The sequence below is a fragment of the Prochlorococcus marinus str. MIT 9401 genome (assembly GCF_000760095.1).
Taxonomy (GTDB): domain Bacteria; phylum Cyanobacteriota; class Cyanobacteriia; order PCC-6307; family Cyanobiaceae; genus Prochlorococcus_A; species Prochlorococcus_A marinus_I.
In genome coordinates this window covers 31,358-56,785 of sequence record NZ_JNAR01000004.1, presented here as the reverse complement: position 1 = coordinate 56,785, position 25,428 = coordinate 31,358, and the positions used below count along the sequence as shown (strand labels likewise).

36 protein-coding genes and 1 tRNA gene are annotated in these 25,428 nt (G+C 30.1%); 20 read left to right on the top strand and 17 right to left on the bottom strand.

Features of this window, described 5'->3' with window-relative positions; translation table 11 throughout:
- Positions 1-7: 7 nt before the first annotated feature.
- Complete coding sequence (gene rpmA / locus EV01_RS07330) at positions 8-268, top strand: 50S ribosomal protein L27 (protein WP_032518199.1); 261 nt, start codon at positions 8-10, stop codon at positions 266-268.
- On the opposite strand, the gene EV01_RS07335 is transcribed toward rpmA, so the two are convergent.
- On the bottom strand, positions 261-935 hold the full coding sequence (locus EV01_RS07335; RefSeq protein WP_080725748.1) for a class I SAM-dependent methyltransferase: 675 nt from the start codon (positions 933-935) through the stop codon (positions 261-263). The two genes, rpmA and EV01_RS07335, sit on opposite strands and share 8 nt — an antisense overlap.
- A gap of 142 nt (positions 936-1,077) precedes the next feature.
- Here EV01_RS07335 and truB point away from each other — a divergent pair, with 142 nt between their 5' ends.
- Positions 1,078-1,995, top strand: a complete 918-nt coding sequence (truB, locus tag EV01_RS07340) for a tRNA pseudouridine(55) synthase TruB (protein ID WP_032518198.1) — start codon at positions 1,078-1,080, stop codon at positions 1,993-1,995.
- 3 nt (positions 1,996-1,998) lie between these two features.
- Here the strand turns inward: truB and EV01_RS07345 are convergent, their stop codons facing one another.
- Positions 1,999-3,174: a SpoIID/LytB domain-containing protein gene (locus tag EV01_RS07345; RefSeq protein ID WP_032518197.1), complete on the bottom strand. Its 1,176-nt coding sequence runs from the start codon at positions 3,172-3,174 to the stop codon at positions 1,999-2,001.
- Between the two features lie 89 nt (positions 3,175-3,263).
- Here EV01_RS07345 and rnz point away from each other — a divergent pair, with 89 nt between their 5' ends.
- Positions 3,264-4,202 carry a ribonuclease Z gene (gene rnz / locus EV01_RS07350; protein ID WP_032518196.1) on the top strand — a complete coding sequence of 313 codons (939 nt, stop codon included), beginning with the start codon at positions 3,264-3,266 and terminating at the stop codon, positions 4,200-4,202.
- Between the two features lie 74 nt (positions 4,203-4,276).
- The gene (locus EV01_RS07355; RefSeq protein WP_080725747.1) at positions 4,277-4,837 is read left to right on the top strand and encodes a pentapeptide repeat-containing protein; all 561 of its coding nucleotides are present in this window, start codon (positions 4,277-4,279) and stop codon (positions 4,835-4,837) included.
- 9 nt (positions 4,838-4,846) lie between these two features.
- Here EV01_RS07355 and EV01_RS07360 read toward each other — a convergent pair whose 3' ends face one another.
- From EV01_RS07360 to serA, 4 genes are all read right to left on the bottom strand, one after another.
- On the bottom strand, positions 4,847-5,215 hold the full coding sequence (locus EV01_RS07360; protein ID WP_032518195.1) for a hypothetical protein: 369 nt from the start codon (positions 5,213-5,215) through the stop codon (positions 4,847-4,849).
- 77 nt (positions 5,216-5,292) lie between these two features.
- Positions 5,293-5,592, bottom strand: coding sequence for a ferredoxin (locus EV01_RS07365; RefSeq protein WP_011376994.1), 300 nt, complete (start codon positions 5,590-5,592; stop codon positions 5,293-5,295).
- Between the two features lie 134 nt (positions 5,593-5,726).
- Positions 5,727-6,638 (bottom strand): 50S ribosomal protein L11 methyltransferase, encoded by a 912-nt coding sequence (prmA, locus tag EV01_RS07370; protein WP_032518194.1) that lies wholly within the window; start codon positions 6,636-6,638, stop codon positions 5,727-5,729.
- Positions 6,639-6,656: 18 nt separating this feature from the next.
- Positions 6,657-8,243: a phosphoglycerate dehydrogenase gene (gene serA, locus EV01_RS07375; RefSeq protein ID WP_032518193.1), complete on the bottom strand. Its 1,587-nt coding sequence runs from the start codon at positions 8,241-8,243 to the stop codon at positions 6,657-6,659.
- A 99-nt stretch (positions 8,244-8,342) separates the two neighbouring features.
- Here serA and EV01_RS07380 point away from each other — a divergent pair, with 99 nt between their 5' ends.
- The 6 genes from EV01_RS07380 to EV01_RS09690 all read left to right on the top strand — a co-directional run bounded on the left by EV01_RS07380 (position 8,343) and on the right by EV01_RS09690 (position 11,298).
- Positions 8,343-8,909: a hypothetical protein gene (locus EV01_RS07380; RefSeq protein ID WP_032518192.1), complete on the top strand. Its 567-nt coding sequence runs from the start codon at positions 8,343-8,345 to the stop codon at positions 8,907-8,909.
- The gene (locus EV01_RS07385) at positions 8,910-9,701 is read left to right on the top strand and encodes a photosystem II S4 domain protein (protein WP_032518191.1); all 792 of its coding nucleotides are present in this window, start codon (positions 8,910-8,912) and stop codon (positions 9,699-9,701) included.
- A 48-nt stretch (positions 9,702-9,749) separates the two neighbouring features.
- A tRNA-Val gene (locus EV01_RS07390) sits at positions 9,750-9,821 on the top strand.
- Positions 9,822-9,888: 67 nt separating this feature from the next.
- Positions 9,889-10,506, top strand: a complete 618-nt coding sequence (locus EV01_RS07395) for a methyltransferase family protein (protein ID WP_032518190.1) — start codon at positions 9,889-9,891, stop codon at positions 10,504-10,506.
- Entirely contained in the window at positions 10,499-11,050 is a 552-nt protein-coding gene (locus EV01_RS07400; RefSeq protein ID WP_032518189.1) for a pyridoxamine 5'-phosphate oxidase family protein, read from the top strand. Before EV01_RS07395 ends, EV01_RS07400 begins: the two co-directional genes overlap by 8 nt.
- A gap of 74 nt (positions 11,051-11,124) precedes the next feature.
- The gene (locus EV01_RS09690; protein ID WP_179852410.1) at positions 11,125-11,298 is read left to right on the top strand and encodes a hypothetical protein; all 174 of its coding nucleotides are present in this window, start codon (positions 11,125-11,127) and stop codon (positions 11,296-11,298) included.
- Here the strand turns inward: EV01_RS09690 and EV01_RS07405 are convergent.
- Complete coding sequence (locus tag EV01_RS07405; protein ID WP_032518188.1) at positions 11,290-11,841, bottom strand: DoxX family protein; 552 nt, start codon at positions 11,839-11,841, stop codon at positions 11,290-11,292. The two genes, EV01_RS09690 and EV01_RS07405, sit on opposite strands and share 9 nt — an antisense overlap.
- Before the next feature lie 135 nt (positions 11,842-11,976).
- The gene (locus tag EV01_RS07410) at positions 11,977-13,131 is read right to left on the bottom strand and encodes an FAD-binding domain-containing protein (protein WP_032518187.1); all 1,155 of its coding nucleotides are present in this window, start codon (positions 13,129-13,131) and stop codon (positions 11,977-11,979) included.
- A gap of 277 nt (positions 13,132-13,408) precedes the next feature.
- Between EV01_RS07410 and EV01_RS07415 the strand changes: the two genes are divergently transcribed.
- Positions 13,409-14,158, top strand: a complete 750-nt coding sequence (locus tag EV01_RS07415) for an NAD-dependent DNA ligase (RefSeq protein ID WP_032518186.1) — start codon at positions 13,409-13,411, stop codon at positions 14,156-14,158.
- Between the two features lie 108 nt (positions 14,159-14,266).
- Entirely contained in the window at positions 14,267-15,196 is a 930-nt protein-coding gene (locus tag EV01_RS07420; protein WP_032518185.1) for an oxidoreductase, read from the top strand.
- On the opposite strand, the gene EV01_RS07425 is transcribed toward EV01_RS07420, so the two are convergent.
- On the bottom strand, positions 15,191-15,457 hold the full coding sequence (locus EV01_RS07425; protein ID WP_032518184.1) for a hypothetical protein: 267 nt from the start codon (positions 15,455-15,457) through the stop codon (positions 15,191-15,193). The genes EV01_RS07420 and EV01_RS07425 overlap by 6 nt on opposite strands.
- A 100-nt stretch (positions 15,458-15,557) precedes the next feature.
- Here EV01_RS07425 and murD point away from each other — a divergent pair, with 100 nt between their 5' ends.
- Together murD and EV01_RS07435 are read left to right on the top strand one after the other, a co-directional pair.
- Positions 15,558-16,988, top strand: coding sequence for a UDP-N-acetylmuramoyl-L-alanine--D-glutamate ligase (murD, locus tag EV01_RS07430; protein WP_032518183.1), 1,431 nt, complete (start codon positions 15,558-15,560; stop codon positions 16,986-16,988).
- An 86-nt stretch (positions 16,989-17,074) separates the two neighbouring features.
- A complete protein-coding gene (locus tag EV01_RS07435) occupies positions 17,075-17,389 on the top strand; it encodes a hypothetical protein (protein ID WP_032518182.1) in 315 nt (104 codons plus the stop codon).
- A 14-nt stretch (positions 17,390-17,403) separates the two neighbouring features.
- Here EV01_RS07435 and EV01_RS07440 read toward each other — a convergent pair whose 3' ends face one another.
- The 6 genes from EV01_RS07440 to EV01_RS07460 all read right to left on the bottom strand — a co-directional run bounded on the left by EV01_RS07440 (position 17,404) and on the right by EV01_RS07460 (position 21,655).
- A complete protein-coding gene (locus tag EV01_RS07440; RefSeq protein WP_072013474.1) occupies positions 17,404-18,135 on the bottom strand; it encodes a pirin family protein in 732 nt (243 codons plus the stop codon).
- 87 nt (positions 18,136-18,222) lie between these two features.
- Positions 18,223-18,351 carry a hypothetical protein gene (locus EV01_RS10005; RefSeq protein ID WP_011863480.1) on the bottom strand — a complete coding sequence of 43 codons (129 nt, stop codon included), beginning with the start codon at positions 18,349-18,351 and terminating at the stop codon, positions 18,223-18,225.
- Positions 18,352-18,433: 82 nt separating this feature from the next.
- On the bottom strand, positions 18,434-18,970 hold the full coding sequence (locus EV01_RS07445) for a DUF1643 domain-containing protein (RefSeq protein WP_032518181.1): 537 nt from the start codon (positions 18,968-18,970) through the stop codon (positions 18,434-18,436).
- On the bottom strand, positions 18,967-19,452 hold the full coding sequence (locus tag EV01_RS07450; protein ID WP_032518180.1) for a DUF2214 family protein: 486 nt from the start codon (positions 19,450-19,452) through the stop codon (positions 18,967-18,969). Before EV01_RS07450 ends, EV01_RS07445 begins: the two co-directional genes overlap by 4 nt.
- A gap of 88 nt (positions 19,453-19,540) precedes the next feature.
- A complete protein-coding gene (locus tag EV01_RS07455; RefSeq protein ID WP_025922563.1) occupies positions 19,541-20,290 on the bottom strand; it encodes a GAF domain-containing protein in 750 nt (249 codons plus the stop codon).
- Positions 20,291-20,410: 120 nt separating this feature from the next.
- Positions 20,411-21,655: an NAD(P)/FAD-dependent oxidoreductase gene (locus EV01_RS07460; protein WP_032518437.1), complete on the bottom strand. Its 1,245-nt coding sequence runs from the start codon at positions 21,653-21,655 to the stop codon at positions 20,411-20,413.
- Positions 21,656-21,833: 178 nt separating this feature from the next.
- On the opposite strand from EV01_RS07460, the gene EV01_RS0108780 reads away from it, so the two are divergent.
- Positions 21,834-22,070 carry a hypothetical protein gene (locus tag EV01_RS0108780; protein ID WP_032518179.1) on the top strand — a complete coding sequence of 79 codons (237 nt, stop codon included), beginning with the start codon at positions 21,834-21,836 and terminating at the stop codon, positions 22,068-22,070.
- Between the two features lie 146 nt (positions 22,071-22,216).
- Positions 22,217-23,089: a DMT family transporter gene (locus EV01_RS07465; RefSeq protein ID WP_032518178.1), complete on the top strand. Its 873-nt coding sequence runs from the start codon at positions 22,217-22,219 to the stop codon at positions 23,087-23,089.
- Positions 23,090-23,286: 197 nt separating this feature from the next.
- Here the strand turns inward: EV01_RS07465 and EV01_RS10000 are convergent, their stop codons facing one another.
- Positions 23,287-23,421 carry a hypothetical protein gene (locus tag EV01_RS10000; RefSeq protein WP_275040834.1) on the bottom strand — a complete coding sequence of 45 codons (135 nt, stop codon included), beginning with the start codon at positions 23,419-23,421 and terminating at the stop codon, positions 23,287-23,289.
- A gap of 118 nt (positions 23,422-23,539) precedes the next feature.
- Between EV01_RS10000 and EV01_RS07470 the strand changes: the two genes are divergently transcribed.
- Both EV01_RS07470 and EV01_RS09685 read left to right on the top strand, forming a co-directional pair.
- Entirely contained in the window at positions 23,540-23,815 is a 276-nt protein-coding gene (locus EV01_RS07470) for a cupin domain-containing protein (protein WP_032518177.1), read from the top strand.
- Between the two features lie 91 nt (positions 23,816-23,906).
- Complete coding sequence (locus EV01_RS09685) at positions 23,907-24,077, top strand: hypothetical protein (protein ID WP_193741423.1); 171 nt, start codon at positions 23,907-23,909, stop codon at positions 24,075-24,077.
- Between the two features lie 66 nt (positions 24,078-24,143).
- On the opposite strand, the gene EV01_RS09995 is transcribed toward EV01_RS09685, so the two are convergent.
- Positions 24,144-24,275, bottom strand: coding sequence for a hypothetical protein (locus tag EV01_RS09995; RefSeq protein WP_257008698.1), 132 nt, complete (start codon positions 24,273-24,275; stop codon positions 24,144-24,146).
- A gap of 280 nt (positions 24,276-24,555) precedes the next feature.
- On the opposite strand from EV01_RS09995, the gene EV01_RS07475 reads away from it, so the two are divergent.
- Together EV01_RS07475 and EV01_RS09680 are read left to right on the top strand one after the other, a co-directional pair.
- Positions 24,556-24,735, top strand: coding sequence for a hypothetical protein (locus tag EV01_RS07475; protein ID WP_032518175.1), 180 nt, complete (start codon positions 24,556-24,558; stop codon positions 24,733-24,735).
- A 473-nt stretch (positions 24,736-25,208) separates the two neighbouring features.
- A complete protein-coding gene (locus EV01_RS09680) occupies positions 25,209-25,373 on the top strand; it encodes a hypothetical protein (protein ID WP_193741422.1) in 165 nt (54 codons plus the stop codon).
- Positions 25,374-25,428: the final 55 nt, after the last annotated feature.

Sequence of the window (25,428 nt, the reverse complement as noted above, 5' to 3'; positions counted from 1 at the left end):
ATTTATAATGGCACACAAAAAAGGAACTGGCTCCACCAGGAACGGAAGAGATTCAAATTCTAAAAGACTTGGTGTAAAAGCTTATGGAGGAGAAAAAGTATCAGCTGGTTCAATTCTCATACGCCAAAGGGGTACATCCTTTTTGCCTGGAATAAACGTTGGGAAGGGTAAGGATGACACACTTTTCGCACTTAAAGAAGGAACTGTAAGTTTCGAAAGCATTAAAAGAAATTTAAAAAATAGAAAAAGAATTAATGTAGTTATCTAATTTTCTTATAAGCTCTAGTGGTGATAAGAATAGGATGGAAAACTTCTAAAAACTTCGATTGAAGAGTATTAAAAAACTTTTCAACAATCTTATCATCATCGATATGGAAAGGATATTCATTTTTTTCACCTTTATAAAAGTACCAATTGAATAAAGCAATTGCATTACTATCCATAATCTCATTGAAAGTATTAATTTGAGAAGCTGGATCTGCAAGATGTTCCAAAACATCAAGACAAACTACCGTATCAAATTTCAATATTTGTGTATCTTGAATTGTCTTGCAAAAAGTAATTTTTTTTTCGACTCCTAATTTCTTTGCCCTGTATTCAACAAAATTTCTATTTGTTTGATTAATATCTACAAAAAAAACATGCTTAACTTTTGAAGACATAGCGTTAGCTAAGGCATGTGTACCAATACCTCCTCCAAAATCTAAAACTAAATCTCGTGAAAATCTCTGTTGAAGTTTTAAGGTATCAGCTATGTAGTTCCTACTTGTAATATGCCAAGCCGCTAAATCTGCTACATGGCGATCTCCAACAATCTCAGTATAAAAATCTGACACATCATTCAAAGCATCCCCAGGATGTGAATTTGCCAAATTCATCTTTGCATTTGCAAGGAATCCATCTAAATCACATTCTTTAATGGATAAGTATTCCATTAAATGTGATTTCAAATTAAAAGCATTGTCTAAAAACTCTTTTAAAATAGAACTATTATTTTTCAATTTTTTAGCATAAATTTCTAATACAAAAATCATAGAATGGTTGTAAATCTTTCTCAAAGTATTCTTAATATTAAAAATGGAAACTAAAGATGGATTCTTAGTAATAAATAAAGAAAAAGGCTGTACCTCCCATGATTGTGTTAAACAAATAAGGAAGTTACTAAACATAAAAAAGGTTGGGCACACAGGTACTCTTGATCCAGAAGTCATAGGAACATTACCAATTGCTATAGGAAGTGCAACAAGATTTATTCAATATCTTCCTCAGGGTAAAACTTACATAGGACAAATTAAATTAGGTATAAGAACTAACACTGATGATATTCACGGCGAAATAATTAATCAAAAAAGTTGGCCCAAACTCAGCGATGAGAAATTGGATCAATATTTAAATAAATTTAGAGGAATAATAAAACAAATTCCGCCTAAAGTATCTAGTGTGCATATTAGTGGTGAGAGAGCCTATAAAAAATCTTTCAGAAATGAACATTTTGAATTAGCACCAAGAGAAGTAAAAATAGACGAACTTACTTTAATGAAATGGGACCAAATAAAAGGAATTATAGAAATAAAAATCAAATGTTCAGGTGGCACATATATAAGAGCAATTGCAAGAGATTTAGGAGAAATTCTCAATTCCGAAGGTTGCCTTTTAGAGTTAAAAAGAATTTCAGCTTGTGGCTTTGATGAACAAAACTCGATCAAAATATCTGATATCGAAAAAAGGGGTGGGGACACAAAAAATTTTATTATTCCAACAATTTCTGCTCTAAATCACATTTCATCATTTGTCTTAATTAATGAAGAACAAATCAATTTTTGGCAAACAGGAAGAGCTATTCAAGTTGATCTTAATTACTTTAAGGAAAGAGAGTCTTTTGATTTTAAAAAACCTATAAAAGTAATAGATAAAAAACAAACACTACTTGGGATTGGCTTCTTAAATAAAAATCAATCATACATAGATCCAAAATTAGTCCTTAATGCTAAATAATCTTTATAGGTAATCTTTTCTAAAAGGTTTAATCTGCACTCCCCTATAAAAATACTTTAGTATTCTTTCAGCTTTTTGCCCTCTAGACGCCAAATATTTAGCACCCCATTGACTCATTCCTACTCCATGACCTGACCCCTGTCCAAAAACTATCAACCCTTTTTTAATAGGAAAATTGTTGTTTAACTCTTCCTCATAAAATTTAAATCTCACGAAATTACTATTGAGGCCTAATCTTTTTCTTAAAACTACCCCAGACATTTGATCAGAACCATATGCCCCAATAAGTTTTACATTTTTTACCCTCCCCGTACTTGTAATATCTAGAATCTCTATATTTCTTAAACCTCCAATCTTGGGGAATAAATTTATTAATTCATCACTCGAAAATTTTTTTTGCCATCTAAATTTTGGATTATTATCATCAAAGTCTTTCACACTTGATAAATATGTATATTTGTTCTTCCATACATCTTGACTATTTTCTGTCATTCCACCTGAGCTGCTATGAAACAAAGCATTAATTAATTTATTTTTATAAGTCAACACCAATGATCTTGTACTTTTAACTGCTCTGATAGTTTTATAAGTTCTTGACTCCAAGCCATTATAGACTTGATTTTTCTGGGTTGAATCAATATCAAATAAATTATTTCCCTTTTGCTTTAAAGCATAAGTTCTAGAGGCAATTGCTTGTGCTTTTAATGCTTCAATAGGCCATTTGGTTGGCATCTCTGAACCCACTACACTACTAAGATATTTTTCTATTCCTAAAACATTTACTACCAATATTTCAGAGTCAAGTATAAAAAGATTAAGCTTACCAGAAAATCTCTTCTGACCTACCCATATACCTCTTCCATCAGCAGATCTAACTTGAAATTGTTGATTACTTTTTAAGTCATATTTTTTTTGTTTATTTTTATCAAAATATAAAATTTTTCTATTTTTCTCATTTTTTAAAGTTAAACCTTTTACTTTCTTATTTGAAAAAAATCCCCCCTCTATAGTGATAGGAATTGATCTATCTGATCTAATCCTTAAATTATTTTTTTTTGATATCAAAACTCTAATTATTGGCTCTCTAGATCCAAAAGCACTTTCACTCTGAAAAACACAAATCAACAAAATAGTAATCAGGCAACACTTACTAAAATTATTTTTGAATTTAAGTATCACTTTGTTTAAAAAACAAATGCTTAATTTGCCTAAGTTTGACTAAAAGTCTAGATTTAAGCCAGATATAAAAATAAAAATATCATAAATAAGTGAATATCACCTTCTTAGGAACAAGCTCAGGAGTACCATCCTTAACGAGAAATGTTTCTTCCCTAGCACTTAAATTATCACAGTCTTCAGAAGTTTGGCTTTTTGATTGTGGTGAAGGAACACAACATCAAATAATGAAAAGCAATATTAAATCTTCACAAATCAAGAAAATATTTATTACACATATGCATGGAGATCATATTTATGGTTTGCCTGGCCTTTTGGCTACCCTAGGTTTATCAGGAAATAGTAAAGGTATTGAAATTTACGGTCCTTCAGAGTTACGTAGTTTTGTAAATTCTGCACTTAAAAGTAGTTTTTGCAAATTATCTTTCCCATTGCATTTTGTAGAAGTTGAAAATTTTGCATCAGAAAATAAAATCCTATTTGAAAACAACAAAATAAAAGTAAATTGCGCCTGCCTTAAACATAAAATACCTGCTTATGGTTATCGAGTTAGTGAAAAAGATAAGCCAGGTATATTTAATATCAAGAAAGCAGCGTCTCTAAAAATATCACCAGGACCAATTTATTCAGAGCTACAACAAGGTAAAAAAGTAATATTAGAGGATGGCAGGACATTTGATGGGAAAGAGTTCTGTGGACCTCCTAGAAAGGGTGAAAGTTTTGTTTATTGCACAGATACAGTCTTTAGCGAATCAGCTGTTTCATTATCAAAAAATGCCGATTTACTAGTACATGAATCGACATTTTCAGAAGAGGATGAAAGCATGGCCTACGAAAAACTACATTCCACAACAATCATGGCTGCCAAAACAGCATTAATGTCTAACTCAAAAAAATTGATTATTACTCATTTAAGCCCAAGGTACACCAATAAAAATGCAATTACGCCAAGCGATTTGCTTAAAGAGGCTCAAAAAGTTTTCCCAAATACTCAGCTTGCAAAAGATTTTCTAACGACAGAAATAAAATAAACTGCAACAGTTCGTTAGAAGAAGGGTCGCAAATGACCAACCCATGGAATAATAGTCATAGGTTTTCTATATTGATGTTGATCGAAATGGTTTCTATTTTTTCATCACTACATAAGTCTTGTAAAAGACTATTTATTTTTCTTCCACTAATTATTGGTTTAATTATTAATCCAATCTCTGCAAACGCACTCTATCCTAGTGATCCTTCATCAGTTGACGTACTAAAAGATGATCTTCACGGTGCCGACCTTCATAATACTGAATATGTTAAATATGATTTATCTAATCAAGATTTAGGAGAGGCTAATCTTCAAGGCGCATATATGAGCGTAACAACTGCAAAAAACTCTAGTTTTAAAGGAGCCAATATGACGGATCTAATTGCATATGCAACACGCTTTGACAATGCTGATTTTACAGATGCAAATCTTACCAATGGTGAGCTAATGAAAAGTGTTTTTGATGGAGCAATTATTGATGGGGCAGACTTTACTGATGCAAATCTTGATCTTTCTCAAAGAAAATCATTATGTGAAAGAGCTAGTGGAACTAACTCACAAACTGGGGTTAATACAATTGATAGTCTTGAATGTACAGGCTTAAAAGGTTACATGCCTCCAAAACCAAAAGCATAGTATTTAAATCTAAGTAACTTCAGAGGGAAAGATATTACCAGGCTCTTTTGAGCCTGGTTTTTTGCTATACCACCATTCTTGTAAATCAGAAGAAAATTTCTTTGAAAAAAGAGTTACAACTGTCTCAACAGGTTTTGATCCAGGCTCCAAAATCTGTACTGAGTAAGAAGGGCATTTTCTTGAAGCCATATCAGCTACGAACCTAGAACCAATTCTTCTCCAACTTGGCTCCTTACTTCTCCAGGCAAGCCTTGAACAGGGCCAAGGTAACTCTTCTCTATCGTATAGCCTGCAACATGGTCCAATTACCTTATAACTGTACTGACCTCCATAACTTGAATGAACACTTCCAGTTTTGAAAAATTCAAATTTATTCATTCCAAAAAAAAGCCACCTTTATAGAGGGTGGCAGATAAACAATGAATAATCAACTTAAAAAAATTAATTTTTTCTAATTAATACAATTCTTCCTCAGCATGAGTAGTAATTGTTACGTCAGATGTTGGATAAGCAACACATGTAAGGACAAAACCAGCTTCTAGTTGGTCATCATCCAAGAAGCTCTGATCTGATTGATCAACACTACCTGAAGTAACTTTTCCTGCACATGTTGAACATGCTCCAGCTCGACAGGAATAAGGAAGGTCAATACCTTGTTCTTCAGCCGCATCGAGGATGTACTGGTCATCAGGTACTTCAATAGTAGAATTGAGTCCTTCACCTTCGCTGATGAGTGTAACTTTGTAAGAAGCCATTTAAATAAAAAATTGTTGGTAATTAATACCTATCAAATACATTTTTAACATCGATTGAGTCGATATGTGAGTTTTTGAAGTAAAAAATGACACAATAAAATGTATTAAAGAGTATCTATAAGAAAAACTTATACTTAGATTAGATCGTTGGTTTTTTGAGCAGAAATGCATGCCCAATCTTTTTTAGTTGATACATCCAATAATTTCAAGTTATTGTGATTTAATATTTTTATAATTTCATCTTTTTGTGAATTAAGAATTCCACTGAAAATCACTTCCCCATTGTTTCTTAAGGACTTATTAATATTTGGAATCATTTCTTTTATTACTTCAGCAAGAATATTGCATAAAACAACATCAAATTGTTTAAGTTTATTTTTAATAATTACCTCATTAAAAGATCCCAAATATGTATTTAAGTTTTTCAAATTGCCGAAATTTAATTGAAAATTTGAGTTAGTTGAATTTATAGCTAGATAATCATTATCCACTGCACAAATCTCATTAGCACCAAGCAATCTTGCGGCAACACTCAAAATCCCGCTACCACTCCCAATATCTAATACGCTTTTATCAGATAATAAAATATTCTCCATTTTTTCCAAGCATAGATAAGTCGAAGGATGACTTCCTGTACCAAAAGCTGCTCCAGGATCAATTTTTATGACTTTTTTATCTTTAAATTTTTCATGTAAATCTATCCAACAAGGCAATATTAAAAAATAATTTCCTACTAATTCAGGAGCCCAATATTTCTTCCAGCTTGTCAACCAATCCTCCTCTTTAATTATCCTCCAGTGAAAAAATTGATTCTTAGATTCATTAATATCAAGAAGTTCACTAATTATTTTTTCAAAACTACTTCTAGAACTCTTGCTCCATTCATTAATGGGAAGCCATATATTTACCTCTTTTTTATTTTCATTTTTAATTAAATATTCAAATGAAAAACTAAATATTCCCAGCTCATTTAATTTCCAAATAATAATTTCTTCTGAATCACTTTCTATCTCAAAAGTTAGTTTATACCAATCTTTAATTGCCATTATTGTAAATTCAGTCTTTTACAAAGTCACTGGATTAGCGCTGGTAATTCCCTCTACTTCAATAATGGTATCAAGCAACTTATTAGGTATTGGATCATCAATACTTAGAACCATAACAGCTTCCCCTCTAACTATTTTGCGCCCAACTTGCATAGAGGCGATATTTACATTGTTGCTACCTAATAAAGACCCCAGCTTGCCAATAATGCCAGGCATATCTCTGTGCCTTGTAACCAACATATATCTGCTTGGCGACACGTTAACTGGGTATTGATCAATACTAATAATTCTTAATTCCCCATCAGCAAAAATGCTTCCCGCTACGCTGTGGTCGCCATTATCTCCATAAGTAGTCAACTGAAGCGAGCCACTAGCAAATTCAGGTCTTGCCTCATCTTTATTTTCGACTACTGAAATACCCCTTGAATCTGCTTCTAGCGAAGCATTCACATAATTAATCCTATCTCCCAAAGCTTTACTCAGAAGGCCTTTTAGACTAGCTATTATTAATGGCTGAGAAGGATGTTGAACAAATTCCCCTTGAAGCTTTACTTCTAGTTTCTGTATCTGTCCACCTGAAAGTTGGCTTATAAGCAGACCCATTGTTTCAGCCAACTGCAAATGCGGTTTTAAACTATCCATAATATCAGGGCTCAAACCTGGAATATTTACTGCAGTTCTAGCAGATAAGCCAAGCAAGACATCTCTTATTTGTTCTGCAACATCAACAGCTACATTTTCTTGTGCTTCCCGAGTAGATGCTCCCAAGTGTGGGGTAAGGATAAGATTCTTTTCAACCTTCAAAAGTGGTGAATTAGATTCTAAAGGTTCTTTAGAAAAGACATCTATTGCAGCGCCTGCAATCAATGATTTATTTAAAGCTTCTGCTAATGCCTCTTCGTCAATTAAACCTCCGCGAGCACAATTAATTAACTTTGCGCTACTTTTCATACTTTTAAGCACCTCTATATTTACTAAATTCTCTGTCTCTGGAGTTCGAGGCAAATGCAAAGTTACATAATCGGATTGTTTGAATAAATCCTCTAGTTCAGATAGTTTAACTTGTATTTGTTGAGCTCTTTCAGTTGATACAAAGGGATCATATCCGTAAACTTCCATCCCTAATGCATTAGCAACTTTCGCTACATGAGCACCAATTTTCCCTAAACCTACTACACCTAATTTTTTCTTATAAAGCTCATTACCAACAAATTTCTTTCTTTCCCATTTACCTGACAAAGTACTAGTATTAGCAATTGGAATATGTCTAGATAAAGCCAACATCATAGCTATAGTATGTTCAGCAGCAGCTATTGTGTTGCCCCCAGGAGAATTAACAACAAGAACCCCTTTTTGCGTAGCAGCCTTAACATCTACATTATCAACTCCAACTCCTGCTCTTCCAATAATTCTCAGTTTACTTGAAGAGTTAATGATCTCTTCAGTCACTTGAGTACCAGAGCGAATCATTAAAGCATCATAATCTTTAATAATGGATGCTAACTCAGATTCTGAGATTCCTATCTTCTGATCAACCTGAGCAACTTGGGAAAGAATATCGATTCCTGTTTGATCAATTGGATCTGTAATGAGAACTTTTGTCATTTAAGATTGGTTCTTTAATCTTTTACTTTAACTTAATCTATAGTGTATGTATCTTATTTTATTAATTTGAATAACACACAAACATTTGAGGATTGAAATTTGACAAAAAGTATTGTGATATTTGAAGACATTGATAAATGTATCCAGCTATTTGATGTTTTCAAAGAAAAATCAGTAATGCTCTCTGAAGCTATTTTGATCCCACCAATAACTGAGAAAATATCATCAGACGAAAAAGAATTGCTCAATGCGAAAGTAAATACCTTATTCAAATCTCAAAATTTTGAAGATATAAGAATCTTAAATCCTAAACTTGATAGGAAGATCAGACAACAAGATATGAGTAGATGGCTAATGCCATTTGGTTTTATCGCTGGAATAGCTTTTTCTAATATGACAAATTTATCTACCTTCAGCTTTCTTGGTTTAAATAACATCGGGGAATCATTAATTGGAGGTCTTTTAGGAATGGGTTCAGGATATTTAGGAAGCATTGTTTCTTCTGCAAGTATCAACATTAATAGAAATAAAGAGTTAAGATCAATCATTAATTTTAATAAAGAGGGTAAATGGCTTGTTCTTCTTGAAAATCAAATTGGAGCAGAATTACCATGGGCTTTGATAAAACAATCAGAAGCAAAAGATATAATTTTTCTAGAAGGCTAAATGATTGACTTAAAAGAGATCTTAATAAATTCAAACTACAAAAAAGAAACTGGGGAATTAATAAATATTGCTAACTTAGCCTACAAAAACTGGGAAACTTATTGGACTGGGTTTAATTCAACTTATGTTTGCGAAGAGATTTTAAAAGATTTTGAAAATTTAAATGATTTCAAATTTTTTATTTATGGCGGATTCTCCTCTTCTCAAAGATCTAGGATAGCTTGCTTTAGAGGAGATAATATTCCTGAAGAGGATGCGCTAAAAAGTAATTTTCCAGCTCAAGGAATAAAAATTAATGGAAATTTTTTATTTGATAATGCCACACAAGACGACTTTAGATCCCTCTTAATTGAAAATGGGGTTAATCAAATAAAAGTTGGAGATATATGGACTATTGGCGATAGGGGAGCACAAGGGATAATTGATAATTCAAATATTAAGCATCTAGATGAAAAGATTTTTTATTTAAGAGACGTAAAAGTAAAAGTTAATGTAGTAGGTATAGATGAATTACAAATACCTTCTGGAAGATCAAAAAAACTTGTCAATACTGTAGAAGCTTCAACAAGATTAGATGCTATAGCTTCAGCTGGTTTTAGAGTATCACGAACCAAAATCATTGAAAGGATAGAAAATGGAATGCTCAGATTAAATGGAAGCAAAGTTAATAAGCCAACAATTAATCTAAAAATTGGCGACAAATTAGAACTTGAAAATAAAGGATTTATCGAAATTCTAAATTTAGAAATAACCAAAAGAGAACGATGGAAAGTTAAATTACTTAGAAAATGAAACGCAACCTGCTATTTTCTTATAAGGGGGATTAAAATTCCTCAATTGGGGCGATTAGCTCAGTGGTAGAGCACTACCTCGACACGGTAGTGGCCACTGGTTCGAATCCAGTATCGCCCATCAAAACTTTTGACGAACTAGGTTATATCCACAGAAAATAATTTCATTTTTTAGATTATTAAAAAAGATGAAACTTAATCAAATAATTAATCTACATAAGGGGCTCACTGCATTTGTAGTGATGGGTCTTATGATTTTTTTTGATAATTTTACGATCGCTCCTTACGTTTATCTAGCTCTGCATGGTACTTATGGACTACTTTGGCTTCTAAAAGAAAAGATATTCCCAGATCCTTATTTTAAAGAAAAAATCAATTTTTTAACTTCAGTTACTGGTTTTATTTTCCTTGGAAGTTACTGGGTAGCTCCCTACATTCTTATCTCGTCTCAGAAATCTGTTCCAAATATCGTAATAGCTGCATCTGTATCTATAAATATAATTGGTGTGTTTCTACACTTTGCTAGTGATGCCCAAAAATATTTTTCTCTTAAATTAAAAAAAGATCTTATTAAAGAAGGATTTTTCAGAAATATAAGGAATACAAATTATCTTGGAGAAATACTAATTTATCTATCATTCGCCATACTTTCAATGAGTTTCATACCATTAGTAATTCTCGCAATATTTTTCTTTATAGTTTTTCTACCAAGAATGATAAAAAAAGATAAATCACTCTCAAAATATGATTCATTCGAAGAATACAAAAAGAAAAGTGGTCTTATATTGCCTAAATTAAATGCCTGATAACAACTTACCCAGTTGGAGGCAAGATTTAAAATCTTCTAGAAAAAAAGAGGGCAAATCACCCTCTAATAGATGGATACAGCTCGCAACAGTCAGCGAAGAAAATGAGCCAAGAATAAGAACAGTTGTTTTCAGAGGATGGCACAAAGATAGTTCAATGATTATTTTTACAGATAGAAGAAGTGAAAAAATTAGGCATTTAAAATCTAACCCTAATGCAGAAATATTATGGTTCTTTTTGAAAACCAAATCACAATATAGATTCAAAGGAAAAATACATGAATTAAGTGATAACAAAAATTATTGGGATTTATTATCAGAAAAATCAAAATCTTCTTGGTTTTGGGGATCTCCTGGAGAGAAAATAAACCCAAAAGTCCAATCTACTTATGAAATATTATCCAATGTTCCCAAGTCAGAAAATTTTGCAGTTCTAAATTTTGAAATCGATTCAGTAGATCTTCTTAAATTAGAACAGCCTGTTCATAAAAGATATCTTTGGGAAAAGAGTAAGAAGTGGGAAAAAGTTGAAATTAATCCTTAAATATTTCTAAATTGTATATTTAGGTTGAAAAACATATAGTGATCAGTCAGTTTTAAAAAAGAAGTATAATTCATATGAATTTCTCAGAAATTCCAGAAAACCCCTTTATTTTTTTATCTTGGGTGACTGCTATAGGTCTATTTATAAGTCTTTCTGAAGCAACAATTAAGATAAAACTTGAGAAGAGAAACAGTTATAGAAAAAGGTTAGAACTAATCAATAACCTTTATCCTAAAAAGTTAGCTTGAAGTATCTGAGAGTATGTTTGCTTGCAGAAATTGAAATAAGCCACCTTTACTTGATTCTTCTTTAACTTCGACTTCCCTAGAATTTTTTGAATTAGTTGAAGGAATGATTTCTTCATCTTCTTCTGATTTCAAAATTCTGATTATAACTTCATCTAAAGAGAAATTACCAGGCCCTGTTAATGCAATAGAAGTTGCTGAAGCGAAATACAAAAGTAAAAGCTCTAGTAAGAAAATATTAAAACCTGAAGTAATAAGTGCATGGTATATGGCGACAGAAATTGTTCCCACAATCGCTAAAGCCCCGAATCTTGTAGCTAATCCGATAATTAGTAGCCAACTACCACCTATTTCGGAGAATGCCGCTATGTATGATAAAAATATTGGGAATGGAAGATGTAAAGGTCTGACAAAAGCATCAGCAAAATTTTCAATATTTGCTAATTTCTCATAACCGTGATGAATAAGAACAGTTCCAGTTATAACTCTAAGAATTAATAAAGCAGTATCTTTGCTAAACGACTTGGTAAGAATTGTTGAAAGCACTATAAAAAAATTATCCTTAAGTAAAAATAACTAGTCACAGTATCCATCGTGGATTAAAGAGCAAAAGTCGTCTCTAATTAAGTATTTATACCTAAATATCAAAAGTATCCCTTTCTGATTAATAATTCAACAAAATTAAAAATTATTTTTTGAATAATTTTCTAATATTCTCTGATTGATTTTCGGAATATTTTCTTTAAATTTGAAAAACCCTTTTTTGGCGAATTTCCAAGCAAATAAATCTTCATCTCTAACAAGGTTAAAAATCTTTTTATGGTGTAAATTTTTAAACTCAGTTATGAAATCATAATTTTCTCCCACTCCAGGATAAATAATGTCTATTTCGATAGTATTTTTGAAAGTATTTTCCAACGAATAAGGATCAATCTGTTCAACATTACCAAATTGCTCTACAAATTCAGAGACCAAATCTTGTTTAAATTTCAAAACAGATTCAGACAATTTAATTTGTCTTTGTTCATTTTTTAAAAGGATAATAAATACTTTTTTATAGCTTGGAAGTAAATTTTTAAGGGTTTCAAGGTGCAGATCATTTTCAAACATAATCAGATTATCTGATTTAGGATTCATGTCATTTTTATAAATCTCATCTTCAAATGGTATTTGATTAGATTCTTCAAGAAAAATTTGTTGATTACTTATTTTTTCTACATTAAATCTATTATTTGAAAACTTTCTGAGGTTTGATGATGAAAAAAGATATTGTTTTCCCTTCGTTTGCAATCCTCCGACCCATCTCCAGCTGAGGAGATTTGATGAAGCATCTCCATCAAAAAGATATTTAAAGAAAAACTTTGCTCCCAATTGCCATGGGAGGCCTAAATTAAATATCCAAGTACTCGCAAACCACATTCTTGTATGATTATGCAAATAGTTGTACTGCTTTAATTCATGGACCCAAGAATTAAAAAAATCTAATTCTGTATTGCCATTAGTTGCACTTTCATATAGCTCATAATCAAAATCGAGATTGTTTTCTGAAATAAAATTTCTCCAAACTTTAGGTCTATTTTCCATCCACCCTTTCCAGTAAACTCTCCAAAATATTTCTTCAACAAATTTAGTTGAATTTTTAATTTTGTACTTACTTTTAATATCATGGATCAGATCATATTCCGATAATATTCTATGAGTGATGAAGGGCGATAATTTTGAAACTGAACTTTCGTTATTTGGCCCAAAATCAAAATTTCTTAACTTTGCATAATCATTGATTTTGTATTTCGCAAAATTTTCCCAGGTATTTTGAGCTTTTAATAAAAATGACATTTTCTCATAACTTTAAAAAATTTTTTTTTGTATTGATAGAAATTTCAAAAATTTGCCTTCAAATTAATTCTTAAAATTTTCTATTTCACTTTTAAGTAAATATGTTTGATTGAAGTATTTAATTTAAACCCCTTATCTGTACATTTTATACTCTTAAATCTCTCTCTGCGTAGGAGGATATTTAGTGGTCAATTACTTTTTAGATCTAATTTTAATTTTCAAATCTTTATTTAAATGATTTTTTCTAAAAGATTTTTAAATATTTATCAAAATTATTATGAATAATTTATTAGTGAGAGATGTTAAGTATCTTGATGAACAATACAGAATAGGTGAAGGCATAATTTCGGATGATGCATTTAAGCAACTTGAAAAGCTCTTTATTCCTGTTGATCCAGAGCCTGACTACTTTAATCAAAAAAATAATAAACTTTTGCCAAAATTAGCCAAAGAAAACTATGAAGAATTTTTGGAAAGTTTATTAACAAAAACAAGATTAAGCATTCAACCCAAAATTGATGGCTGTGCTATTGCAATTAGATACATAGATGGCAAGTTTAATAAAGCTATTACAAAAAAAGGATTTGATGTCTCAAGCAAAATTAAACAAATTAAAAATGTCCCCGATTGTATTCCTATCAAACGAGATTTTCAAATTAGAGGTGAACTATACGCTACAAACCAAGTTGCCGGTATTTCCCAAAGAATTACAAGAAAATACCTCAATGATAAGAAAGGGATTGGAGAAAGTCTCCGCTTTTGCTGTTTCCAAATACTTAATGGAAGACTTAATCAATACGAAACCCTTAACTATCTTAAAAAATGTGGCTTCAGCACCCCTGACAGTTACTTCACAAATCATACAAGCGAAATCCAAATATATAAGAAAAATTGGTTAGAGAAAAAAATATTTGCGAAATATCCAACTAATGGGATAGTTATAAAAATAAATAGTAGGAAATTACAATTACTTAGGGAGAAAAGTTTATCTCAAAATAACGAATGGCAATATGCAATTGAAAAATAATATTGAATAGTACCTTCAATAAGAACTCACGATACTGACTTCCAGTATTTACAGTGGAAAAGTAATTAAATTTTGGTTAAATTCCAAAGCAATTTGCAGGATTACTAAATGACTGCCACTATTTCAAGACCTAAAATCTCTAACTGGGAAACATCTAATATTCCAAACCTTACAGGCAAAACAGCGCTCATTACTGGTGCGAATAGTGGTCTTGGATACTACACTGCAAAGGCCTTAGCAGAAAAAAATGCTCATGTTGTAATAGCTTGTAGATCGCTTGAAAAAGCTAATCAAACTATCAAAAAACTTAAAAGTCTTAATCCTGAAGGATTATTTACACCTTTAGAATTAGAGTTGTCAGATTTAAAAAATATTGTTGAAGTTCAGTTCAAAATTTTTGATAATTTTGAAAATTTGGATTTACTAATTAATAATGCAGGCATTATGCATCCGCCTAAAACTCTTAGTGCCCAAGGATATGAAATACAATTTGCAGTTAATCATCTAGCTCACATGCTTTTGACTCTAAAGCTAATTCCAATTATTGAAAAAAAAGAAGAATCTAGAATAGTGACGGTGACTTCAGGAGCACAATTTTTTGGCAAAGTTGGTTGGAAAAATCTGAAAGCCGAGAACTATTACAACAAATGGGAATCTTACTCCAATAGCAAATTGGCGAATGTAATGTTTGCATTGGAACTAAATGAGAACTTAAAGCATAAAAATATACTTTCTTTAGCTGCCCACCCAGGAATTGCAAAAACAAATCTCTTTACTGCTCAAAAACCTAACCCTGGTCCATTAGAAACATTCTCATTGGAATTATTTAGTCCTATTTTTCAAACTGCTGAGATGGGTGCTTTACCTCAGCTTTTTGCAGCTACTTCACCAGACGCAAGAGGCGGTGATCATTATGGTCCTAGATTTAATTTCAGAGGTCATCCAAAACTATCCCCTACTTCACCTTTCGCCATGAATAAAAAAGAAAGAAAAAATTTATGGGAAAAAAGCTTCGAAATACTTAATAACTTCTTATAAATTTTTCATTTTTACTAACTTTAGAAAATACTTCAAGATATGTAATTCACTCTCTGAGAGTTTCATAAATTCTGTTAAGGCATCATAATTTTTTTCATCAATTTTTTTTGACAATTGAATAAAACTATCATGGTTTTCATTAACAAAGCGCTCAGCAATCTGAGACGGAGTTAAACCCTGTTCAATTAAATCACCTGGAGCATTTTTCTCCCACTTTTCATAAAACCAAGAGAACCAATATTTTGCAGTATTATCTTCCATTAATTAACTTTTCTTGGGCGAATACTATAAGTACTGAAGAAAAATCTCATGATTGAATTACCCTTTAAACACAATTAATATAAATGCAATTATAAATTTAATGATAAATAATCATTCAAGTAAAAGAAATATTAATCTTGTAATTGGATTAGGTAAATCTGGATTTTGGGCTGCCAAGTATTTGAGAAGCATCAATAAGAGAGTAATTGTTTGGGAAAGTAAAGATGGGATAGAATTCTTAGAAAGAAAAACAGCATTAGAAGAGCTTGATATAATAGTTTCTCTGAATAAAGAATTTGTATTTGACGAAATTCAACCTTTTGTGAAAGAGATCGAATCTGTTGTTGTAAGTCCATCAATACCTTATGACCATATAACTATTATTGAATTAAAAAAAAAGGGAATCAAAGTAATTGGAGAAATTAATGTTGCATGGGAAATTTTAAAAGACACAAATTGGATAGGTATAACTGGCACTAATGGCAAGACTACTGTTACTCATCTACTAAGCCATATACTCTGCGATACTGGATTATATGCTCCTTTTGCTGGAAATATTGGTACACCTTTATGTAAATATGCTCACTCCAAACAACATGAAAAAATTGATTGGGTTGTAGCTGAATTAAGCAGTTATCAAATAGAAATATCTCCAGAAGTAAAGCCTAATATTGGAATATGGACAACCTTCACAGAAGATCATCTTGAAAGACATAAAACACTTGAAAACTATTTCAACATAAAAAAAAGCTTGTTGGAAAAATCTGATTTTAGAATTTATAATTATGACGATAAAAACCTAAGAAATTACTATAGTTCGCTATCAAGTGGGGTTTGGATAACAACTAGTTTCGATAAATCAAATTTTATTCATTGCGATTATTGGATAGATGATCAAGCATACATTGTTGAGAGAGGGAAGAAATTATTCAAACTTGAACATTTTTCTTTAAAAGGAATGCATAATCTTCAAAATCTTTTATTGGTAATTGCAGCAGCAAGAAAAGTTGGTTTATCTGGCAAGAGGATTAAAGATTCTTTATCTAATTACAAACAATTACCCCATAGGATGGAAACAATTTATAAAAATAATGATCTGGAAATCATTAATGATAGTAAAGCTACAAATTTTGACTCATCTATTGCAGGAATAAGTTCAATTGAAGGTCAAATAATAATCATTGCTGGGGGGAGATTAAAAGGCAATGAATATAGTGAGTGGATAAAAGTTTTAAAGAAAAAAGTTAAATGTGTTTTCCTTTTTGGAGAAAGCTCAAAAGTCCTTAAAATGGCGCTTATTAATCAAGGATTTAAAAAAAATATTTTTGAATTTTCAGAACTAAAAGAGCTTTTAAATTTTGTTTTTCATTATTTACAAAATAACAGGGTTGGAACATTATTATTCTCACCTTCATGCTCTAGTTTTGATCAATTTAAAAATTATGAAGAGCGTGGAGATTATTTCAAGAAACTAATAAGTGAAAAATTAAAGGTTAATAAATCCAGTTTTTGTTCAAGTATCAATTCGTAATTTTCAGGTCGGTCATCACAACCCTTTGCCCTCTAGCAAATATTTACTTAATTAGTTAGATTTTGATTATAAATTAGCAACCAGCAATGAGTGAATCTAACAATTTACCTCAAGCAATAAGTCATAAAAAATTAAGTTACTTGATGCGTAAGGCACAAAAGGATGCTCATTTTTCTGATGAATTAGCAGAAATAGAAAGCCCCGAAAAAAGAGAATTTGAAGAGTTAATAAACAATTGGGAAGCTTCAACTAAGAAGGTAGTTAATGAGTTATCAAAAAGAAAAGAGAATTTACTAAAAGATAAATCACCAAATTCCTTAATTGCACTTGGTGCAATGGAAGTTCACCTTAATATGGCTTTGCAAGCCTTAAATACATTTAATAAAGGAGTTGATGGGTAAACGTAACAGATAAATTATAAAGAAGGCATCGAAAATAAGAGAAAATCTAAGTCTTTTTCAGTATCTATAAAGACATCATCATAATAGTTAACTTCAAAACCTAAGCCATCTCCAGATTCGAGAATTATATTAAAATTTGAGTCTTTACTTTTTAATAAAAGATTACCTTCTATTATTTGTATCCAATTATATTTATCAATTTTTAATGGCAATTTTTTTTCTTTAATTGGCTTATATTTACAACGCCATAAAGAGATACTTTGATTTAGAAAAAGCTTATTATTTTTACCGTCTTTGTAATTAAAAATAAGGTTGTCCCACAACTTTTCGTTTAATGAAATTTGATCATATCGAGGTTTGATATTTTCTTTTTGAGGGTATATCCAAATCTGGAACAACTTACAGTTCTCATTTTCTTCATTCTGCTCGCTATGAGAGATTCCAGTGCCTGCAGACATAACTTGTACTTCATCTTTGTGAATTTTTCCAAGATTGTTTAAAGAGTCTCTATGAGTTATTGCTCCTTTTGTTACGACAGTAATTATTTCCATATTTGCATGAGAATGTGTATTAAATCCTGCATTAGGAGAAATAATATCTTCGTTTATAACTCTAATTTTCCCAAAATTATCCCAATTTGGATCTCTATGCTCTGCGAAAGAAAATGAATGCATCGAATTGAGCCATTCTCTAGTCGATCTAAATCTTTCGTGCGATTTTCTTATTTTAATTATTTTCAAAGACATAAATAATAAGAAATAAATATGGTGTATTTGTGTAAATTAAATATTTTTGAAAACTATAAATTATGAATAATTGAAATTACTTTTTATTTATTTGTTGATTTTACTTTGTGCTTTATTTGCTTTATTAATTATTTTTTTTGCTTCTTCTCTTGTTGAACATTTTTCTGCCTCAACATTCAAGTTTTTTAATTTATTTAATTGCTTTGAAATTTTCATATTAGGTTAACTTAACAAATAGAAATTAACACATATTTAATGGAATAGCTAAAAATACTGGTTTGCATTTGAGCCTTACTACCTAAAAATAAGATTGGAGGATGGAATTATCAGAGCAATATAGAGGGTGTATTGGATTATCTTTGATTGTTTTCTTAATTAAAAGCGGTCCAAGAGGATTATCAAAATTACTTTTCCTAATTGAGTTATATTGCATTATTTTTTTTGAGATTCTTTTATTTCTATTTAGAAATTTACCTTTGTTACCCCAACCTAACCATAAATCACAATTTTTACTTTCAGACCAGTGTTTTAAGTTTTTATAAATATGATCATTGTTTAGATAACCCACAGGGTTTTTATGTTTAAAAAGTTTTTCTGGTTTGCTTGAAATAAGAGCAAATAGATTTATTAATTTTAATTTGCCGTAATTATTGTTTTTAGAAATTTTAATTATCTTTTTTGTTGTGTTGTCCAAGAAAACTTCATCCGATAATGAGGGATTTAAACCAATAAAGATAATCTCTTTTTTAGATTTAGAAATCTTATAACTTAAACTCCATCTATATAGTTTGTTAGCACTTATTAAACAATTTCTTTCTAGAAATAGATTATTCAACCTAAACCTACTCCTCTAGCCATGAGAGTGGCAAACAAAGGTATTGTTGCAAAGCCTACTAATTCAGTAGTAATGATTAGTCTGAACCTCTTAACTAGATTTTCAGATATTTCAGGTAATTTATTCTTACTTAATGGAATTGCCCATAAGATATAGGTTGTTGTTGGATATAAAGAAAGTAATCCCACCAGAATATAAAGAGAAACTTTTATCCAAAAAACAGGATTAGCTGTATAAAAATCACCTCCTTGACCAAAATACTTAACACGCAAAATCCCGGTAACCAATATTGCAACTCCCGCCAAACCATAGACTACATCTGCAATTATCATTGAAATCGTCTCATTTCTATTAAGACCTACTTTGAGAGTCAATCTTTCAAATAAAAGGGAACCGAAACACAATATAATTCCTAAATAATGAATATATGCTACTAATGCACTTTTAGCAATTTCACCTGTTAATAAAGTTCCTAATAACATTTACTAGTTAAAATTTATACAATACTAACCACCAAATAATGAATTTGTTTAGAAAATAGATTAAGCAATAAAAAGTAGGTAATTAATTCTAGGACTCTAAAAACCTTTTTTGACCATCTTCAAAAAAATCCTTTTTATTCCACACTTCGATTACATCTGGGAAATGTTTTTCCATACAATTATCACAAACCCCATGACTGAATCTAATATCACTAATTTTCGAAAGATATTTTTCTAAATGCATCCAATCGCCCTCCTTATTTTTCACTTCTCTGCAATATGAACATACAGATAAAATACCTTCCTGTTTATGCAAATTAGATAAAGCATCTAGCAAATTTAATGACTTTTTTCTAAGCTCTAAAAATGAAACTATTTGCTTGGATAATAATTCCATAATATTAAATTGTTGTGTAGTTAGATTTCCTGGCTTTCTGTCTATTACACACAGAGTTCCAAGCTTATTACCATCGCTATTTCTAAGGGGAAAACCTGCATAAAAACGAATCTTTGGATCTCCAGTTACCAATGGATTATTTATAAATCTTTCATCTTGGAAAGCATCATGAATAATTAATGGACTATTTTCTTTTATTGCATGTGTACAAAAAGACCAATCTCTTCTAGTTTCTGATATTTGAAGTCCTATTTTGGATTTAAACCATTGTTTATCTTTGTCTACCAAAGTCATTAAAGAAATAGGCACATTACAGGTTGTAGCAGCAATTTTTGTAATATCGTCATAACATGATTCTGGCTTGGTTCCCAAAATCCTATATTCTGCTAAAGCTTTTAATCTTCTTTCCTCTTCTTCTTTTTTTGATACAAGATTCTGCATTAATCTTCACCAATTAATTAAAACTTTAAAATTAAAGTTTCTACAAAAAACTTTTTCCGTTTAATACTTAATAAAAAAAAGATAAACTTATTGAATTGTTACTTACTGATTTATTACTTATTAATTTATTATTGATTGATTTAACTTTGAGACTGCCATCCCAGCGATCCATCCACTTGTCCAACAATGTTGAAAATTAAATCCACCAGTGATCCCATCAACATCCAAAACTTCTCCAGAAAAAAATAACCCTGGACAAATTAAGCTCTCCATACTTTTAAAATTAACCTCATTAATTTTTACGCCTCCTGAAGTAACAAATTCCTCTCCAAATGGACCTTTGCCCGAAATTATATATTTATCCCTCATTAGAGTATTTATCATTTTCTCTCTTTCATCCGCCAGTAAATCAGCCCACTTTTTATCTTTATCAATTCCTATTTTCTTTAATAAAAAAATCCATAATCTTTTTGTTAATAGTGGAACAGGTCTAATATTAATAAGATTCACCTTCCCTTTATTTAATTTTAAATAATTAACTTTTTCTTTTAACTCCTCATAACTTAAAGAAGACCATTTAATGATTAGATTAAATTTATATTTTTGGCTATAAAGCTCCCTTGCTGCAATTGATGAAAGTTTTAATACTGCTGGCCCACTAAACCCCCAATGCGTTATTAGTAAATCGCCTCTATTTTGAAAATTCTTATTGTTTAATTTAATTTCTATATCTATGCCCTTTATCGATACTCCACTACATTCATCCAAATTTGGTTCTTTTGTTGAAAAAGTAAAAAGCGATGGTACAGGTTTAACAATGGTATGTCCAAGATTTTGAGCTAATTTATATCCGCTTGGATTACCTCCAGTTGAAAGAATAATATTTTTTGCAGTTACCTTAGCTTTTTTAAGACTAAAAATATTGAATATATTATCTGGAGTTTTTGAAATTTCATTTACAAAAAATTTTGTTAATATCTCTACGTTTTTTGATAAAGCACTTTTTCTCAAACAATCAATAACATCTGAAGAAGAATTAGATACTGGAAAAACTCTTAGATCTTCCTCAATTTTTAATTTTAATCCTTTTTTCTCAAACCAATCATATACATCTCCAGCAGCAAAACGATTAAATGATTCCAAGAGCTGAATTCCACCTCTCGGGTAGTTCTCAACTAGTTCATTCGGAATCCATGTCGCATTAGTGACGTTACATCTTCCGCCTCCACTAATCCTTACTTTCTCCATAAGTTTTGAGGTACCTTCAAGAATTATTATTTTTTTTACTCCATTTTCAGCAGCAGTTATTGCTGTCATAAAACCAGCTGCACCGCCTCCCACAACTGCTAAATCAAAATTTTCCAAAAAATTATCATTCAATACGCTTCTATCTGATAATAGCAAGGAGTTATAAAGAAAAATTATTCCAAAAACTATCAAAAAAATAAATAAAAAACTTCATAATAAATAGCTGCAATTCAATAATTTTTAAATATCAAACAAAATCAACGCAGTCGTTATTTTTATGCTTTAACTTAATTAAATGAGTCTAATATTTTCTTACGTCAAATATTCTGAGGCCAGTTTTCCTATGACTGGTCAATATACGGCTCTTCTTTTAATAACTTCTATTATTTGGGTTTTACTTTGGTTTGGTTACAGACAAAATAAGATAAATGATGAGATAAAGAAAAAAGAAAAAGAAGAAAGAATTAACGCGAAAGTTCAAAGGAGAAAGAAGTTAGAAAGTTTATATCCTAGTAATAAAAAAACTGTTTAAAATTAATTAATTATTTTAATTAAATATGAAAAAAAATAATTTGAAATCTCTAATTCAATACTTACCAGGGATTTTGATTCTTATTTATGTATTCTTTTTAGCATTTACTCAATTTATAAAATAAAAATTTCTAAAAATTACTCGTTTTGATTGGAATCCTATCTGCTTTTGGAGCTGCTGCATCATGGACTTATGCATGCTTTATTTGGCGCTCGCAAACTCAGAAATATAAAACAATAGATATTAATTTAATAAAAAATATAATAGCTTTTTTAGTTTTTACACCTGCCTTTATCAATATTAGTTCTACAACTGAATTAAAAAACATCTTTATCCTATTAGTTAGTGGAATAATAGGTATTGGTTTAGGTGATACTTTCTACCTAAAGTCATTACAAACAATCGGCACACGAAAAACTTTATCTGTAGAAACCCTTTCTCCGTTAATGGCTGCTTTTTCAGGAGAAATTTTTATTAATGAAGATTTAACAATTAAATCATGGATTGGGGTAATCATAGTATCGATTTCGCTGTTCATAATTCTAAAAAAAGGGAATGATATTAAAGATGAAAACTCACCTTTCTCAGAAAAAAATAATTTTAAGATTTTTGCTTTTCCTTTTTTATCAGTTTCATGTGCTGTTCTTGGAGGTCTTTTTTCAAGGATGGTTTTCCTACAAAGCAATTTATCCCCTTTTATTACAACTGAGATAAGACTATTAGGTGCAATAATTTTTTTAATAACTTTAAAAGGGTTTAAGATCAATTTTTTCTTAAAAAACATAGAAAAACAAGAACAAAAAAGATTTTTGCTTTCAATAATTCTTGGAACGAATATAGGAATATTGCTACAACAAATCGTATTTAAAACTCTTCCAATAGGAATAGGTTGGGCATTATTAAGCACATCTCCAGTACTTTCTTTACTTTTCGCTAAGAATGAGGAAAGAGAAATTACCAAAAAAACAATATTTTTTACTTGTTTTTTATTTTTTGGCTTAACATTAATAATTATTTAATCTAGGAGTTAATGTAATAAATACTCATGTTAATAGAAATCAGATTTAATAAAATTATCATGTAAAAACTCAGAAAAAATGAAAATTTTAAAGAAAAAAAGACTTGGAACAATGGAGGTTTATTTTATTTTTTTAAGCTGTATTTATGTAGGATTTATAGGTTATAAATCTCTATTAAATATTTTATTTACTTGAGATTAATTAATTCTTTGGAATGATTTAATCAACTTACCTCCATCTTGATCATCATCATCGTTTGACGCGAAAAAAATAAAAAATATCCCTAGAGAAGCTATAGATAATGAAATTGATAATACAGAAAGCTCGTCCATAATTTTTAATTTTTTCTATGATAAACCAAAAAAAATAAAAGACAGTAAACAAATACACATTCTTGCAAAAAAATAATTTCCTTTATTTGTAGAATAAAAAAAATATTCGAACTATATCGTGAAAGTTATAATCACTTCCCCTTGTAGTGCAAGCACAATAATTCAGTATGGAATAAAAAGTTGGCCTATTTGGGAATGTGAGCCAAGTAAATTTCAATGGAATTACGATGATAAAGAAATTTGCTTAATTATTGAAGGCAAAGCGAAAATTAGTACTAAGAACGGTGAAATTTATTTTATTAAAGCTGGAGATCTTGTTGAGTTTCCAGCTGGACTTTACTGCGAATGGGAAATAACCAAAAGTATTAAAAAACATTATCGATTGGGCAGCTAAATTTAAGAAATAAGGGTTTTTTTTCTTTACTGCCAAGTCAATGCAGATAAAATATGGTTAATAAATAATTTTCACAAGGGGAATTAATATTATGCCTTTTACTGATCAAGACTATTTTGAGGTAATTGAAAAAAACGAAATAGTAAAAAAAGCTTATGAAAATATTAAGCAAATTTGCATTGATTTGCAAAAACAAACAAATTGTCCTGAAGAGGACCTAAAAGATTTTCTTGAGTTTATTTCTAAACAATGGAATAACTAATAATTAACAAGCCTTTTAAGAATACTAGGTTTAAAATCTCAACTTAGTTTTCTCACAGAATCAGTCCTAATCTAATTCCTTTTTTGGTTTTGTATTGATACTGGAAGTTCCCTTAGCAGCAGAAACAAAGAAAAAGAAGCCTACAATTCCTGATATACCAAATATCGCAGCCAAAGGATCAAAAGTGAAAGAAAACATAGAATTTATAAAATTAAGGTAAATAATAGTTTTTGAATCAAAATTGTACAATTATTGTTAAGTATAAAAAATAACAATAACGCGATTCATTATGTCATTATAAGTTTCTTATAAGGTTCAACAAAATTATTTTCACATTCTTATTGAAGAATAAAAACATCACTAAATACTAAAGATTTATTCATGGGACAGAGAAAAGTTTAAAAAATATTATTAGAAATATTGAATAACACTTCCCGAAGAATCCACAATTATTGTTTCTTTAGATTAATATCTATCCATGACAGATTTTTACTCGGCCTCTTCAGCAGTAAGTCCATTTACAGCAATATTATGGTGTCTTTATCCAATAACTGTCCTTGTAATCATTGAGTTACTTCTAGGTGGTGGATTTGATGATGATAACGATGATCAAGATGGCGGAATGCTTATACCTGCTTACTCTAGATCTGACGTTTGAAATTTTTTAGATTTTAAATTACAATTTCTGAAAAAATCTTAGTAAATTGATTAACAACATTGATACAACTCATATTTCCCTAATTACACTTACCATTCTTATCATTTCCTCTCTTTCTTTGCTTATCTTGAGAACCCTTAAAGAAGGTAGAAAAGCTTTAACAGATTTAAATAAGGATAAATCGTAAAAAACTTAAATAAATACTAGAATTTGAAGGATTACTAAGTTAAACAACTACAAATTTATAGTTTTTCCTTTTGGTGACGGGGCTCTCTTACTAATTACTTTAATAAATAAAAATGCATCTAAATTCTTTACTTTATATTTGTTCTATATCTTTATTCATTTATGTAATGGCGCTATTTTGGAGAGACTTGCCAAATCAAAAAAAGTAAATAATTAATATTAAATTTATTGCTTATTAAAATTAATTGAGTTATTAATAAAATATTGGATTTAATTTTTTTATATAAATGCTGAAAGAATCTACAAATAACAATAACAATAATATATTCTCAGAGACTACAAGTATTGCAGAAGAAAAGATGATTTGCAAAGACGGATTCTGTTCATTACCAAATAAAGATGAGATCCCAAAACAAGATTCAAATGATATAAATTTATTTGATCCTGTTTAGGAAATAAATAACATTTTAATAAATTAAAGATTTAATAGAATATGTTCAATTTTTG